The organism is Bradyrhizobium sp. CCBAU 53415 (genome assembly GCF_028128735.1).
Lineage (GTDB): Bacteria > Pseudomonadota > Alphaproteobacteria > Rhizobiales > Xanthobacteraceae > Bradyrhizobium.
Window position 1 is genome coordinate 193,142 of sequence record NZ_LBJF01000002.1, and the last position, 14,843, is coordinate 207,984.

Genomic DNA, 14,843 nt, shown 5'->3' on the forward strand with positions numbered 1-14,843 from the left:
CGATTTCACAACAGAAGACTGCTGGGAGTTAACATATGAAGTCAGCCTGTTTGGCCGCTGTCGCAGCCTCTGCCGTATTGCTCGCCGCGCCGGCCTCCGCGCAAGGCGTCAAGATCGGCATTCTCAACGATCAGTCCGGCGTCTATGCCGACTACGGCGGCAAATGGTCGGTTGAAGCGGCCAGGATGGCGATCGAGGATTTCGGCGGCGAGGTGCTCGGCCAAAAGATCGAACTCGTCACCGCCGACCATCAGAACAAGCCGGATCTCGCCAGCTCGATCGCACGGCGCTGGTACGACGTCGAGAACGTCGACATGATCACGGAGCTGACGACCTCTTCGGTCGCGCTCGCGATCCACGAGCTCTCCAAGGAAAAGAAGAAGATCGATATCGTCGTCGGCGCTGCAACCTCGCGTCTCACCGGCGACGCATGCCAACCCTATGGCTTCCACTGGGCCTACGACACCCGCGCGCTCGCCGTCGGCACCGGCGGTGCGCTGACCAAGGCCGGTGGTGACACCTGGTTCTTCCTCACCGCGGACTATGCCTTCGGCTACGCGCTGGAAAAGGACACCAGCGAGATCGTCACCGCCAATGGCGGCAAGGTGGTCGGCTCGGTGCGCGTGCCGCTCAACTCCTCGGACTTCTCCTCCTTCCTGCTGCAGGCGCAGAGCTCGAAGGCGAAGATCGTGGGCCTCGCCAATGCCGGCCTCGACACCACCAACTCGATCAAGCAGGCGTCCGAGTTCGGCATCGTCTCCGGCGGCCAGAAGCTCGCGGGCCTCCTGATGACGCTCGCCGAGGTCAACGGCCTCGGCCTTCAGGCCGCGCAAGGCCTGGTGCTCACCGAGGGCTATTACTGGGATCTCAACGACAAGACGCGCAATCTCGGCGAACGCTTCTTCAAGCGCACCGGGCGGATGCCGAGCATGATCCACGCCGGCACCTATTCGGCGACGCTGAGCTACCTGAAGGCCGTCAAGGCCGCCGGCACCAAGGATCCGGATGCCGTCGCCAAGAAGCTGAAGGAGCTGCCGGTCAACGACGACTTTGCGCAGGGCGGCAAGGTGCTCGAGAACGGCCGCATGGTCCACGACATGTACCTGTTCGAGGTCAAGAAGCCCTCGGAATCGAAGAAGCCGTGGGACTATTACAAGCTGCTGGCTACCGTCCCCGGCGACAAGGCCTTCTTTACCGCCAAGGAAAGCGGCTGCCCGCTGACGAAGTAAGGGAAGAGGCACAGCGAGCGCCACACACTCGGTGTCGTCCCCGCGAACGCGGGGATCCATAACCCCAGGGAGACGTGTGGCGCGAGATCCCCACTCCGAGTCTTCGCAAAACGACTTCCTGTGGGTATGGGTCCCGGATCTTCGCTGCGCTCGTCCGGGACGACAGCGGAATGTATGGCGGCGGATTGCCTCACACCAACCGCCACATCACCGCTCCCAGCGCCCCAACCCACAGCGCAAAGGCAGCGAGAATCTGCATCGCGAAGCCCGGGCCGCGCTTGGCCGCCGCCTCCGAATAGCCGATGAAATAGACGATGCGGCCGATGATCCAGACCACGCCCAGCCCTGCTGCGATCGCGTCGCTGATATAGATCGCGAACAGCCACAGCGCCGGGAGGAAGATCGGCATCCATTCCAGCGTGTTCATCTGGATGCGGAAGGCCCGTTCGAAATCCGGATGACCCGACATCGCAGGCACCTTGACGCCCGTCTTGGTACGAGAGCGCGAGACATTGATGCTGGTGAAGAAATAAAATGCGATCGCCAGCAGCGTGACGAGGGCGGTGAGATGATACATCGCGAATCCCCTTGACGAGACCGCGCTTCAATACCCGGTCAGCTCGAGATAGCCAACGCCGTCATGCGTCCCGGAAAAGCTGATCGGCCCTTCCCAATAGGAAAAGCCGGTCCCCATCCAGGCCCTGCGATTGAGTGGCTTGCACAGGATCGAGAATGATCGCGAGGGGATTGCGATCTGCCATTCCACCGGCAGCTTGCGCCCCGCGACATCCGCAGTGGCCCTCGGCATCATCTGGATGTCGCCTCCCGCAATCATCTGCGTCTCGCCTGTGGCGCTGATCCAGTTGCCGAACGGATAATCCTTGCCGTCCTTCTGCCGCAGCCGGTACAGCATCAGCTTGTCGCCGGATGCGAGATGCAGTGAGAGCCAGTCCCAGCCGGTCTGGTCGGCATCGAGCGGCTGGCTGCTCCACTCCCTGTCCATCCAGGCCTGGCCCGAGACGTCGACCGGCCTGTCGTCGATGGTGAGCGTACCGCGCGCGCGATAGAACGGCTGGCTGTAATAGTAGGACGCCTGCCCGCGCTCGGACTTGCGGCTGTAGCCGCCATCGCCCTGCAACACCACCGGACGATCGGCCTCTAACGTCAATGCGTAGCTGAAATCGCTGCTGGACGCCTTCAGTGTCAGCGGTGCCAGCGTGCGATCGTCGGTGCGTTCCGAGCCCTTCATCCCCCAGTCGTCGATCCAGGCGTCGAACGGCTTGGCCGTCACGCCGGCCTGCCCTACGCCACCGCGCGAAAACGTCTCGTTGAAGCGGTGGGTGTCGGCCCGTGTCACCGCCGCATGCGCCATCCACACCTGCTGATTGGCCCAGCCTTCGCCTTGCGGGCCCGGCCGCGCGGCCTGGCGGAACAGCGTCCATTGCAGGCCGCACGCCGCGCCGCTGCCATCGACCAGGTTCGCCGTGAGATACCACCACTCGATACGAAACGCGGGGTGCGGCCCGTGATCGGCCGGAAAGCTGAACGGCTTTCCCGGCGTCACCTTCGCAAAACCGTCGGCGGTCTCGCCGAGCCCGGCATAGCCCTGCGCGCTGGCACGGCTCGCGAGAGCGAGGGCGGCAATGCCGCCGGCGAAGGTGCGCCGCGAGATTGCTTCAACGCTCATTGGCAAACACCTTGACGAGAGTCGCCGGCTGCATCCGCGCCAGCCGCGCCACCGGCAGCAGCGCCGCGAGCAGAGAGGCCAGCAGCGCCACCGCGACCAGCTCGACCAATTGCAGCGGAAACACGTGGAACGGCAGCCGCCAGCCGAATGCCTTCACATTGACGATCGCGATCAGGCACCACGCCACCAGGAGGCCGAGCGGCACCGCCAGCAGGGACGTGAACAGTGCGACCGAGAGCGTCTTGGTCAGCTCGATCGCGGCAAGGCGCGGCCGCGTGATGCCGATCGCCCACAGCGGCGCGAGCTGCGGCAGGCGGGAGTTCGCCAGCGTCAGCAGGCTGGTCAGCAGCGCGATACCGGCGACGCCGAGCGTGAAGGCGTTCAGCGCCGAGGTCACCGCGAAGGTGCGGTTGAAGATGCGGATCGATTCCGCTTTCACCGTCGCCTGGTCGGCGATCCTGCGGTCGTCGAGCGCGAACTGCGTCTGCAAGGCCGCGATCAGGCTGGGAATATTCTCCTTTGCGACGATCAGGCCCATCCGCGTCTGCGGCGTCTGCGGAAACCGCCGGATCAGTGCGGCGACGTTCACGGCGAGCTGCCCCTTGGGATTGCCGTAATCGGCATAGATGCCGACGATGTCGAGCTCCCAGCTGCCGCCCGGCGCCGGCACCTCGACGACGTCACCAATCCGCACGTTCAGCCGGCGGCTCAATTGCTCGCTGATGAAGGCGGCGTTGCCCGGCACCAGCCGGGGCCAGGCGCGCGGCGCGGCCTGTAACAGCGGCCACCGCTCGCGATAGAGCGCGTGATCGGGCAGGCCGAGCAATTCGACCGGCTGGCCCTGGATTTGCGCCTCGGCGCGTCCGCCCGAGAGGATGGCCTGAACATCGCCGCGATCCTTCAGCCAGTTTCGAATCGCGACGCCTTGCGCGTTGTCGGACGCGCTGATGTAGACGTCGGCGGCGAGCCGCCCGTTGAGCCAGCCGATGAAGGTGCGGCTGAAGGTTTCCACCATGGTGGACACCCCGACATTGACGGCGAGAGCGAGCAGCAGCGCCATCAGCGCAAGCGACAGCCCGGAAAGCTGTTGCCGGCTGTCCGCCCAGAACCACAGCGCCAGCGGTCCTCGCGCAACGCGCTGGCCAGCGAGCAGGATGATTTCGAGCAAGGCCGGCAGGACCAGCGCCGCACCCAACATCAGGGCCGCAAGCACGCCAAAGCCCGCGATCAGCGATTGTCCGTAGTGGAGCAGCAGCAGCGCGACCGCGAACACGGCGCAGGCCGCACAGCTCTGCAGGAGCAGCCAGCGGTGTTGCCGCTGCTGCCAGGCGCGCGGCTGCGCCGTCGCCAGCACCGGCATCCTGATCGCCTTGATCAGGCTGGTTGCGGCGGCCACCAGCGCGCCGGCAACGCTGATGCCGATGCCTGCAAGCCACCATTCGGGTCGTAACGTGAGCTGCCCCGGGATCTGCGCGCCATAGAGCCCGCGCAGCGAGGCCGCGACGTCGGGCAGCAGGGCAGCCGCGATGAAATAGCCGCAAGCGAGCCCGATCATTCCGGCGATCAGTGCCAGTGCCACGAGCTCGATCACCAGCACCGTGTTGACCAGCCGGGCCGAGGCGCCGCAGGCCCGCAGCGTGCGCAGCATCGGCAGTCGCTGCTCGAATGCGAGGCCGACGGCGGAGTTGACGATGAACAGGCCGACGAAGAACGACAGCAGGCCGAACGCGGTGAGGTTGAGATGGAAGCTGTCGGTGAGGCGCTCCAGCTCCGTCTCCGCATCCGGCTCGACCCGCTGCAGCCGATCGCCGACGACGCTGGCCAGCGGCGCTGGCTTGCCCTTCGGCTTGCCGATCAAGAGCCGCGAGACCTGATCCGGCTTGTTGAGCAGAAGCTGCGCCACGCCGATATCGACCACGAGCACATCGGGCACGAGCTGCGGCAGCACGCGCAGCGGCGGCAGCTTTGTGCCATTGCTGATCGCTGGCGCCGCGCCTTCCGGCTCCTGCAAGTCGGTCAGCGTCTCCCGCGCCACCAGCGTCTGGCCGGGCGGCGCGACGAAGCTGCTCAGATCCGCAGCGCCGAGACGCGGCGCGTCGCCGACATCGACCGGCAGTGTCACCGGCTCGATGCCGAGCAGCCGCACCGAGCGCCCGTTGATCTGGACCCGTCCCTCCAGCACCGGCGAGACTGGCCAGCCCGCGCGGCGGAGCATTATGAACAGCTCCTGCGGAAAGGTTGCCGTATTTGGCGCCACCAGCATCGCCGTGCGCACGCCACCGAACGTCGCCGCGGCGCGGTCATAGGCATGGCGGGCCTGCTGGTTGATCGCCTGCACGCCGCTCCACAGCGCGGTCGCCGCGATCAGTCCGATCAGGAGCGTCGCGAACTGCATCTTGTGACGCCGCCAATGGCTGAGCAGCACGGCGAGGATCCACAGCGCGCGCCTCATGCAATGCGCCCCGCATGCAAGGTGAGGTGACGGTCGAGGGTCGCAGCCAGATGCAGGCTGTGCGTCACCATCAGGAAGCCGCAGCCGGTGCGCGCGACGAGGTCGCGCGTCAGCGCCAGCACGTCCTCTGCGGTGGCTTCGTCCAGATTGCCGGTCGGCTCGTCCGCTAGCAGCAGCGAGGGCCTTGTCGCCAGCGCCCGGCCGATCGCGACCCGTTGTTGCTGGCCGCCCGACAATTGCTCGGGATAGCGCTTCAGAAGAGCGCCGAGTCCAAGCCGTTCGACCAGCTCTTTGATCCAGGCCGCGTCGTGGCGGGCGGCGATCCGCGCCTGGAAGGCGAGATTGTCCGCGACCGACAGGCTCGGAATCAGGTTGAACTGCTGAAAAACCAGGCCGATCCGGTCGCACCGCAAGCCGGCGCGCCCCGCATCGGACAATTTCGTGACCTCGATCTCCTCCAGCCGGATCGTGCCGCCGTCAGCGGTATCGAGCCCCGCGATCAGGTGCAGCAGCGTGCTCTTGCCGCTGCCGGATTCCCCGGTGAGTGCGACGCGCTCGCCGGCCTTGAGGTCAAGGTCGACGCCGCGCAGCACATGGACCGGTTCGCCGGCCGACGTGAAGGTCTTGGAGAGATTTCGGATGCTCAGCACGATGAATGGCGCCGGACGGAATTGACGGAAATGCTGCGTAGCACACTTGCTCCGGAAATGCCGGGGTTGCGTTGGCCTCGAAGCCGTTGTTAGCTTCCAGGACGGCCAAATCAAAAAAGTGCCGAATAAAGACAAACGGGGAGAATTATGAGCGCTCAGGGAACGCCCAATGCGGCGGTCAAGACGGCAGGGGAATCCAAGTCAACGCCAAAGGGCGCCTGGACCGTCACGTTTCTCCTCTTTCTCTTCATGGTGGTGAACTTCGCCGACAAGATCGTCGTCGGTCTCGCCGGCGTGCCGATCATGACCGACATGAAGCTCGACGCCGAGCAATTCGGCCTGCTCGGGTCCTCGTTCTTCTTCCTGTTCTCGATCTCGGCCATCGTGGTCGGCTTCATCGTCAACAAGGTGCCGACGCGCTGGGTGCTGCTGACGCTGGCGGTGATCTGGGCGCTGGCGCAATTTCCGATGGTCGGCACCGTCTCCTTCACCACGCTCCTGATTTGCCGCATCGTGCTGGGCGCGGGCGAAGGCCCGGCCTTCTCCGTCGCCGCGCACGCGATCTACAAGTGGTTCCCCGACGAGAAGCGCACGCTGCCGACCGCGATCCTGTCGCAGGGCTCGGCCTTCGGCGTCATCCTGGCGGTGCCGGCGCTGAACTGGGTCATCGTCAATCACTCCTGGCACTACGCCTTCGGCGCGCTCGGAATCGTCGGCCTGATCTGGGTTTGTGCCTGGCTCGCGCTCGGCAAGGAGGGGCCGCTCGAGGACACCCAGGTTCTCGCCGTCACCGAACCGAAAATTCCCTACATTCAGCTCCTGACCTCGCGCACCTTCCTCGGCTGCGTGATCGCGACCTTCGGCGCCTATTGGGCGCTGTCGCTGGGCCTCACCTGGTTCACGCCCTTCATCGTCAAGGGGCTCGGCTTCTCGCAGAGCCAGGCCGGCTTCATTTCGATCCTGCCCTGGGTGTTCGGCGCCACGGTCGTCATCCTCACCGGCTGGATCTCGCAGGTGATGATGGCGCGCGGCTACACCACGCGCATATCGCGCGGCGTGCTCGGCTCGGTTCCGCTGATCGCCGGCGGCCTGATCCTCGCCATGATGCCGCATGCGCAAGGTGCCGGTCTGCAGATCGCGCTGCTCGTCGTCGGATCCGGCCTGTGCGGTGCGATCTACGTGGTCTGCCCGCCGATGCTCGGCGAGTTCACTCCGGCCTCGCAGCGCGGCGCGGTCATCGCGATCTACGGCGCGCTCTATACGCTCTCCGGCATCATCGCGCCGAGCGTGATGGGCACCGTGATCCAGCGCGCCGGCAGCATGCTCGACGGCTACATGACCGGCTTCACCATCAACGCCGTGGTCATGGCCGGCTCCGGCGTCATCGGCCTGCTGCTGCTCTGGCCGAACACCGAAAAGGCGAGGCTGACGCGCGGTACGGCCGCGCAAGCAGCAGCGCTGAAGGGGGCGGTGTCGCCGACATAAGGGGGGCACTTTCTTACCCTCCCCTGGAGGGGTCCGGGACGAGCGCAGCTCGCCCGTGGGTCGCTGCGCGTGTAGCGAAGCGGAATGCGTAGCGGGGTGGGGTGACGGTCTCTTCCCGTCCAACAGTGCGCGAGTGGAGAGATCACCCCACCCCGTTCGCGCTACGCGCGATCGACCCTCCCCCTCCAGGGGAGGGTAAGCGGCAGCCTCCCCCTAATTCACCCCTGCGCGCCCCGAATCAGCTTCCCCGGCCGGCGTCCCGTGGCCTCGCCCTGCCGCCGCGTCACCACGCCCGACACGATCGTCGCCTCATAGCCGTCGACATCCTGCAGCAACCTCCGCCCGCCGACCGGCAGATCGTAATGCACCTTCGGCGGATGCAGATGCAGACGGTCGTAGTCGATCACGTTGACGTCAGCTTTATAGCCCGGAGCAATGAGTCCGCGGTCGGTGAGGCCGACCGAGAGCGCGGTCTTTCGTGATTGCGCCGCGACCACGAACGGGATCGTGAGCTTCTCGCCGCGCCTGCGATCGCGCGTCCAGTGCGTCAGCAGATAGGTCGGGAAGCTCGCATCGCAGATGATGCCGCAATGCGCGCCGCCGTCGGACAGGCCTGGCACGGATTGCGGGTCGAGCAGCATCTCGCGTGTCGCATCGAGATTGCCGTCGGAATAGTTCAGGAAGGGCACGTAGAGCATGCCGTGGCCCTGGTCCGACAGCATGGCGTCATAGGCGAGCTCCTCCGGCTGACGCCCCTGCCTGCGCGCCTGCGGTCCCAGTGCGTTCTCCGGCGGCTGCTCGTAATCGGGGGGATCGCCGAGCAGGAACATCTTGTCGTAATCGGGCCGGAAGAACAGCGGATCGTCGGTCGCGGTCGCCGTCTCGCTCAGGATCGCTTCGCGCACGTCCGCTCGACGCAGGCGCTCCAGCCGCTCCCGCAGTGGCAGATATGCGATCGCCTTGTAGCTCGGATGGGTCTGGAACGGATTGCGCGAGAGCTCGAGTCCGAGCAGGAGGCCGACGGGGCGCGCCGCGATCTGCGCGGTGATGGAGAGGCCGCGCCTGGCCGCCGCATTGATCTCGTGCAGCGTCTGGCGCCAGCGCTGCGGGGCCTTGTCGTTCTGCGTGATCGAGAACGAGATCGGGCATTTCGTGCGGTCCGCGACCCGCAGCATCATCGGCAGGTCTTCGTGGATCGTCGAGAGATCGAGCACGAATTGCAGCACGCTGCGACCCTCCCGATGCATCGCGCCGGCAATCGCGGTGAGCTCGTCCTCGCCCGCCTTCAAGGTCGGCGTGAAATCGCCGGTCGAGGTGCGGTGATTGAGCGTGCGCGAGGTCGAGAATCCGAGCGCGCCCGAGCGTACCGCCTCGCCCGCGAGCTTTGCCATCGCCGCATTGTCCTCCGCGGTCGAGGGGTCGCGGCGCGCGCCGCGCTCGCCCATGACATAGACGCGCAACGCCGCATGCGGCAATTGCGCGCCGATGTCGATGTCGAAATTACGCTTCGAGAGCCAGTCCATGTAGTCCGGAAAGCTCTCCCAGGCCCAGGGAATGCCGGCGCTCAGCACCGGCTCCGGAATGTCCTCGACGCCCTCCATGAGCTGGATCAGGCGGGTGTGGTCCTCAGGCTTGCACGGCGCAAAGCCGACGCCGCAATTGCCCATGATCGCCGTGGTGACGCCGTTCTGCGAGGACGGCGTGATGTCCTGGCTCCAGGTGACCTGGCCGTCGTAATGGGTGTGCACGTCGACGAAGCCGGGGGTCACGAGCTTGCCGCGCGCGTCGATCTCTTCGCGGCCCTTCGACGCGACCTTGCCGACCTCGCTGATCCTGCCGCCGACGATGGCGACATCCGCCTCGAACAGCGCGCCACCGCTTCCATCTGCGACAGTGCCGCCGCGGATCACGAGATCAGGATTGTTCATGGTGCTTCTTCCCGTTTTACTTTGTTGTTGTACGCGTCTCTTTCTTCCGTCGTTCCGGACTAGCGAAGCACAGATCCGGGACCCAACCACAGGGAGCTGTTTGGCGAAGACTTGGAGTTGTCAGTCGCGCGCGACGACTTCTCCCCTTGGTTCTGGGTCCCTGCGCCCCGTGCGCAATTGCGCACCAGGCAGGGACGACAGCCGAATTTGTAGCGATACCGACCGCTCAATTGGTCTTCATCGGCTTCCGTTCCGTGAACGGCGACAGCACCACCGTTGCCAGCATGAAGATCACGGACGCGCCGAACACCCAATGTGGCGCGCTCCGGTCCATGATCCAGCCGAACAGCAGCGGGCTGACGATGCCGCCGAGATTGAAGCCGGTCGAGACGATGCCGAAGGCGCGCCCGGCGGCGCCCGCCGGCGCCGCATTGCGCACCAGCATGTCGCGCGAGGGCGCGATCACGCCGGAGAGAAAACCCGCGGCCGTCATCGCCGCGGTCAGGGCCCAGCCCGGCAGCGTCACCAGCGCGATCAACAGCACGATCGCCGCATTGGCCGCAAAGCAGGCCGCCGCAACATAGCCGTGGTGCTCGGTGTGGTCGGCGAGGAAGCCGCCCGCGAGCACGCCCGCGGCGCTGGCGGCGAGGAATGCGGTCAATGCGACGTTTGCGATCGAATAAGAGGCGCCATACCCGCTCATCAGCGCGACCACGCCGAAATTGTTGATGCCTGCGACCGACAGGCTGAGCAGCATGAACAGCGCGGTCAACGTGATCAGCGCCGGCGTGATCACCGCCTGCTTCGGCGCGCTTTCGCCACCCGGCTTCTTCTTGTGCGCGCCGGCCTCGGGAATGCCCATGGCGACCAGCAGCAACGCCACCAGGATCGCGATCGCGCCCGACGCGATCAGCGCGCCGGCGCCGCCGGACAGGGTGACCAGCGCGGCAACGATCGCCGGCGTCACCGCGCCGCCGAGATAGCCGGCAAAGGTGTGCACCGAGAAGGCGCGGCCCATCCGCGCTTCGTCCATGTGCTCGGCCAGGATCGCGTAATCGGCGGGATGATAGACGCTGTTGGCGAGGCCCAGCAGCACGGCGCAGGCGATCAGCGAGGCGTAGCTGAGGTGCAGGCCGAGCAGGATCAGTGCGAGCCCGCCGAGCGTCAGCCCGACCAGCAGGATTTTGCGCGCGCCAAAATGGTCGACGAGATAGCCGGTCGGCGCCTGTGTCAGGCCCGAGACGACGGCAAGCGTGGTCAGCGCGAAGCCGAGCTCGACATAGCCGACGCCGAGCCTTTCCTTCAGGAACGGAAACAGCATCGGCAGGACCAGCAGATGGAAATGGCTGACCCAATGCGCGATCGAGATTCCGGTCAGCGTGCGCAGCGCGTTGTCCGCCTTGCCTTGCTGCGGTGCGGCGAGAACGTCGACCATTGCAGTTCCGTTTCACTCCCGATGGACGCGCAAACTATCGGGGAGGGCGGTTATTTGTCCATGAACGCAGGCGCATGGCAGCTAGCGCGGGCGAGGACGCTGCAATCTCGATGATTGCTTGGCGGTGCAGTGTGGCACACTGCGCACCCTCCCCCGCAAGGGGGGAGGGAACGCACCGTTCGCGAGGCAGCTTCATGCCCTCACAACGGCTCGTCGTCCGGACCATAGCGGTCGCGTTTCGGCGTGGCGATGTCGCCGTCCTCGTAGTCGTCGTCATCGGTGGCGCGCGGAGGCGGAGGCTTCTTCGCCTTGTCGTCCGCTTGCTTGGGCTCCTCGCTCGGCTTGCCGATCTTGGCCATGGCTGTTCCCGGATGGTGATGCTGCATCCGACTCTAGCCCGGAACATATGTCCAGGTTCTGACCTCTGGCAAGTCAGTGCATGACGGGTCCGCCCGCCTTCTTCCAGGCATCGATGCCGCCGGCGATATGGGCGGTGTTGAGAAGCCCCGCTTCCTTCGCAGCCGCCACCGCCATCGCCGAGCGTTCGCCGAAGGCGCAGAAGAACACCACGCGGCGGCCGGTGGCGGCCGCGACCTCGCGCAGCATGCCGCCGGGCTTGAGGCTCTCCTCGACGGACGGATAGGGCGTGTGCAGCGCGCCTTCGAGCGTGCCGTGCTTCAGCCGCTCGTTGGTCTCGCGCAGATCGACCAGCAGGATGTCGGGCCGGCCGAGGATGCGGATCGCCTCGATTGCACTGAGCGCGCGCCCCTCCTTCTCGAGCTCCTCCTGATGCAGGCCGACGTGCATGTTGGCGGGCACCGCGACGTCCATCATCTTCGGATTAGGCAGCTTCAGGTTCGCCATCAGCTCGATATATTCGTCGACCGAGCGCACCTGGAGCCTGGGATTGTAGCGCTTCTCCTCGCCGATGGTGGAGACGGTGTCGCCCTTGTAGTCGTGGGCCGGGAACACCATCGTCTCGTCCGGCAGCTTGAGCAGGCGATTGAAGATCGAATCGTATTGCGCGCGCGCCGAGCCGTTCTGGAAATCGGTGCGGCCGGTGCCGCGGATCAGAAGCGTGTCGCCGGTGAAGACGCGGTCGCCCATCAGATAGGAATAGGAATCGTCGGTGTGGCCCGGCGTGTACATCACGTCGAGCGACAGGCCCTCGATCGTCACCTTGTCGCCGTCGGCCACCCGCATCGCCACCACGTCGGCCTTGGTCTGGTCGCCCATCACGGTCATGCAATGGGTGCGGTCGCGCAGCTCGCCGAGCCCGGTGACGTGGTCGGCATGCAGATGGGTGTCGACCGCTTTGACCAGCTTGAGGTCGAGCTCGCGCAGCAATTGGCAGTAGCGGTCGACCTTTTCCAGCACAGGATCGAGGATCAGTGCCTCACCGCCGGGGCGGCTGGCCAAGAGGTAGCTGTAGGTGCCTGAAACGCTGTCGAAGAGCTGGCGGAAGATCATGGCAGGAAGTCCGGCGTGAGGTGATTTCGACGATTCTACTACGCCAGCGGTCAAAAAGAGAAGCAATTCACTGTGCAAGCAGGAAGATTTAGAAGATCTTTATTGCGGTGCGAGTGTGGGAGTGGTGGCCATGCCGTCGCCCCACCCACAGCTGTCATCGCCCGCGACGGCGGGCGATCCAGTATTCCAGAGGCAGTGGTGGGATACGGAGGGGCCGCGGCGTACTGGATTCCCCGCTTTCGCGGGGGAATGACACCGCGTGTGTGGCGACGCTGTGCCCAAAAAACTCAGGGCCTCACCGCTGTGTACCCGTTCTCCGCCAGGAACAGGATCTGCCCGACCCCGACCTGCACCGGCGTGGCCGCCTGGATGAACTCCGGCCGCCTGCCCGTCTCCCGCTCGATCGTATCGACGGTGTTGAGGCAGATGTCGAAGCGCACGCCTTGCGCGATCAGGCTCTCGACCTGTTTGCGCCGCTCGTTGCCGGCGAGAAGCAGGTCGATGCCGGGACCGAACACCACCACTTCGATCGCGATCTTGTCGGGATCGTAGGCCTTCAGCAGGTTGTTGGCGACGCTCAGCACCAGCGCCTGCTTCTTCGCATCGCCATCGGAGAGTTGCAGCACAATCCTGTGCTCGGCGAACGGCTTGTCCTGGAGCGGCACCTGTTGCGCAAAAGCGGGGGGGACCGCCGCCTGGACGAGCAGTGCCAGCATCATCGCGGCTGAGAGCTGCGACCGCATCATCCCTGTCCCGCAATGCCCGGATTGCCCTCGACCCCCTTCAGCGTCACGCCGGAGCCGAGTCGCTCCGGCAACATCCGGCCCGAGCGCAGATATTTGCCGACGACGTCCCACACTGGCGCGCCTTGCTGGCCGTTGACTGAAGCCCAGCCCGCGACCTTGTAGCGGTGGCTGGCTCTGAGCGCCTTGCCGTTGCTGAGCTTCAGCTCCGAGATGCGGCTGCCGATCGCACCGTCCGGCGTGCAGGTGTAGCTGAGCCCGCCGGCGCGCACCATGTCGCCGCCCTGCTGGTAATAGGGATCGGCATTGAAGAGATTGTCGCAGATGTCTTCCAGGACGACCTTGATCTGTGCGCCGGTCATCTCCTGCACATAGGTCTCGGCATAGGTGATCGCGGTTTCCGCGAGCAGATCCTCCATGGTCAGCGCCTGACCGGACAGCGCGGTGACGCCCCAGCGGAAGCCCGGCGACAGCGCGATCTCGGCATCGAGCTCGGTGCGCAGCGCGGTGCAGATCAGCTCGTCGACGGGCCCGGAGAAATTGTCGCGGCGGTAGAGCAGGCGATCCGGCGTCGCGATCTTCTCCGACCAGTCGCTCACATGCGGCGCGCGCAGCCGGCCGATCAGCTCGGCCATGGCAGGATCTGGCTTCAGCAGCTCGGAATAGACCGGCAGCAGATGATAGCGGATGTCGCTGACCTTGCCCTTATCGAGTGCAAGATCGAGCACGGCCAGGAATTTCCCGTTGGAGCCGGCATTGGTGACGAGCGTGGTGCCACCCGCATTCTTGACGGCAATCGGCTGCGGCACGGCATCATGGGTGTGGCCGCCGAGGATGACGTCGATGCCGGTGACCCGGCTTGCGAGCTTGAGGTCGACATCCATGCCGTTATGCGACAGCAGGATGACGGCATCGACCTTGTCGGCGCCGCGCAGGGCATCGACATGCTTCTGCAGCTCCTCCTCGCGGATGCCAAAGGTCCAGTCCGGCGTGAACCGCTTGGGATGCGCGATCGGCACGTAGGGGAAGGCCTGGCCGACGATCGCGACGCGATGTCCGCCGAGCTCCTTGATCATCGAGGGCCTGAACACGCGTCCCGTGGCCTTGTCGAAGGCGAGGGCGTCGTTGAACGCGGCTTCCTCGGTCAGGAAGACGTTCTGCGCCAGAAATTCGCCCTTGAAGCGCTCGAGATTGTCTCGCAGCACCTGCTCGCCATAGGTGAATTCCCAATGGCCGGTCATCGCCCCGATGCCGAGCAGATTGGCGACCTCGACCATGTCGCGGCCCTGCATGACATTGGCAAGGCCGGTGCCCTGCCAGAGATCGCCGCCGTCGACGAGCAGCGAGCGTTTCTCGCCGACATCGGCGCGCAAGCGATCTACCAGCGTCTTCAGATGGGCGAAGCCGCCGAGCTTGCCGAATCGCCCTGCGGACCTTTCGAACTCCAGGCAGGTGAATGCATAGGCATCCGCGCTGTCGGGCCGGATGCCGAACCGCTCCAGGAAGGCGCGGCCGACCAGATGCGGCGGCCGTCCCGCCATCTCACCGATGCCGATATTGACACTGGGCTCGCGGAAATAGACCGGATTGAGCTGCGCATGCGTGTCGGTGATGTGCAGGATGCGCGCATTGCCGAACCGCTCGAGGTCATAGATGCCAGCGGTCTCGGTGCCGCGGGCCAGCCGCGGCAGGCCGAGCGTTGCGGCGGCAAGGCCTGCACGTTTGAGGAAATCGCGGCGGCGGATCGCCATTCAGAAATTCTCC

General features: G+C 65.7%; 12 protein-coding genes. 2 read left to right on the forward strand and 10 right to left on the reverse strand.

All coding sequences use genetic code 11. The annotated features are described in order from the left end of the window. The first annotated feature begins 35 nt into the window (after nt 1–35). On the forward strand, nt 36–1,229 hold the full coding sequence (locus XH87_RS07230; RefSeq protein WP_271586709.1) for an ABC transporter substrate-binding protein: 1,194 nt from the start codon (nt 36–38) through the stop codon (nt 1,227–1,229). A gap of 190 nt (nt 1,230–1,419) precedes the next feature. On the opposite strand, the gene XH87_RS07235 is transcribed toward XH87_RS07230, so the two are convergent. From XH87_RS07235 to XH87_RS07250, 4 genes are read right to left on the reverse strand one after another with little or no spacing between them, the layout of a single operon-like run. Next, nucleotides 1,420–1,806 (reverse strand): MAPEG family protein, encoded by a 387-nt coding sequence (locus tag XH87_RS07235; RefSeq protein WP_271586710.1) that lies wholly within the window; start codon nt 1,804–1,806, stop codon nt 1,420–1,422. A 27-nt stretch (nt 1,807–1,833) separates the two neighbouring features. Beyond that, on the reverse strand, nt 1,834–2,916 hold the full coding sequence (locus XH87_RS07240) for a lipocalin-like domain-containing protein (RefSeq protein WP_271586711.1): 1,083 nt from the start codon (nt 2,914–2,916) through the stop codon (nt 1,834–1,836). After that, complete coding sequence (locus XH87_RS07245) at nt 2,906–5,368, reverse strand: FtsX-like permease family protein (protein ID WP_271586712.1); 2,463 nt, start codon at nt 5,366–5,368, stop codon at nt 2,906–2,908. Before XH87_RS07245 ends, XH87_RS07240 begins: the two co-directional genes overlap by 11 nt. Continuing rightward, entirely contained in the window at nt 5,365–6,018 is a 654-nt protein-coding gene (locus XH87_RS07250) for an ABC transporter ATP-binding protein (protein ID WP_271586713.1), read from the reverse strand. Before XH87_RS07250 ends, XH87_RS07245 begins: the two co-directional genes overlap by 4 nt. 147 nt (nt 6,019–6,165) lie before the next feature. Between XH87_RS07250 and XH87_RS07255 the strand changes: the two genes are divergently transcribed. Continuing rightward, a complete protein-coding gene (locus tag XH87_RS07255; protein WP_271586714.1) occupies nt 6,166–7,503 on the forward strand; it encodes an MFS transporter in 1,338 nt (445 codons plus the stop codon). 218 nt (nt 7,504–7,721) lie between these two features. Here the strand turns inward: XH87_RS07255 and XH87_RS07260 are convergent, their stop codons facing one another. The 6 genes from XH87_RS07260 to soxB all read right to left on the reverse strand — a co-directional run bounded on the left by XH87_RS07260 (nt 7,722) and on the right by soxB (nt 14,830). Further along, nucleotides 7,722–9,431 (reverse strand): N-acyl-D-amino-acid deacylase family protein, encoded by a 1,710-nt coding sequence (locus tag XH87_RS07260; protein WP_271586715.1) that lies wholly within the window; start codon nt 9,429–9,431, stop codon nt 7,722–7,724. Between the two features lie 226 nt (nt 9,432–9,657). After that, nucleotides 9,658–10,866 carry an MFS transporter gene (locus XH87_RS07265; RefSeq protein WP_271586716.1) on the reverse strand — a complete coding sequence of 403 codons (1,209 nt, stop codon included), beginning with the start codon at nt 10,864–10,866 and terminating at the stop codon, nt 9,658–9,660. A gap of 200 nt (nt 10,867–11,066) precedes the next feature. Further along, a complete protein-coding gene (locus XH87_RS07270) occupies nt 11,067–11,225 on the reverse strand; it encodes a hypothetical protein (RefSeq protein WP_271586717.1) in 159 nt (52 codons plus the stop codon). A gap of 73 nt (nt 11,226–11,298) precedes the next feature. Beyond that, nucleotides 11,299–12,336, reverse strand: a complete 1,038-nt coding sequence (locus tag XH87_RS07275) for an MBL fold metallo-hydrolase (protein WP_035703571.1) — start codon at nt 12,334–12,336, stop codon at nt 11,299–11,301. Between the two features lie 287 nt (nt 12,337–12,623). Then, entirely contained in the window at nt 12,624–13,082 is a 459-nt protein-coding gene (locus XH87_RS07280; RefSeq protein WP_271586718.1) for a DsrE family protein, read from the reverse strand. Next, on the reverse strand, nt 13,079–14,830 hold the full coding sequence (soxB, locus tag XH87_RS07285; protein ID WP_271586719.1) for a thiosulfohydrolase SoxB: 1,752 nt from the start codon (nt 14,828–14,830) through the stop codon (nt 13,079–13,081). Before soxB ends, XH87_RS07280 begins: the two co-directional genes overlap by 4 nt. Between the last annotated feature and the right edge of the window lie 13 nt (nt 14,831–14,843).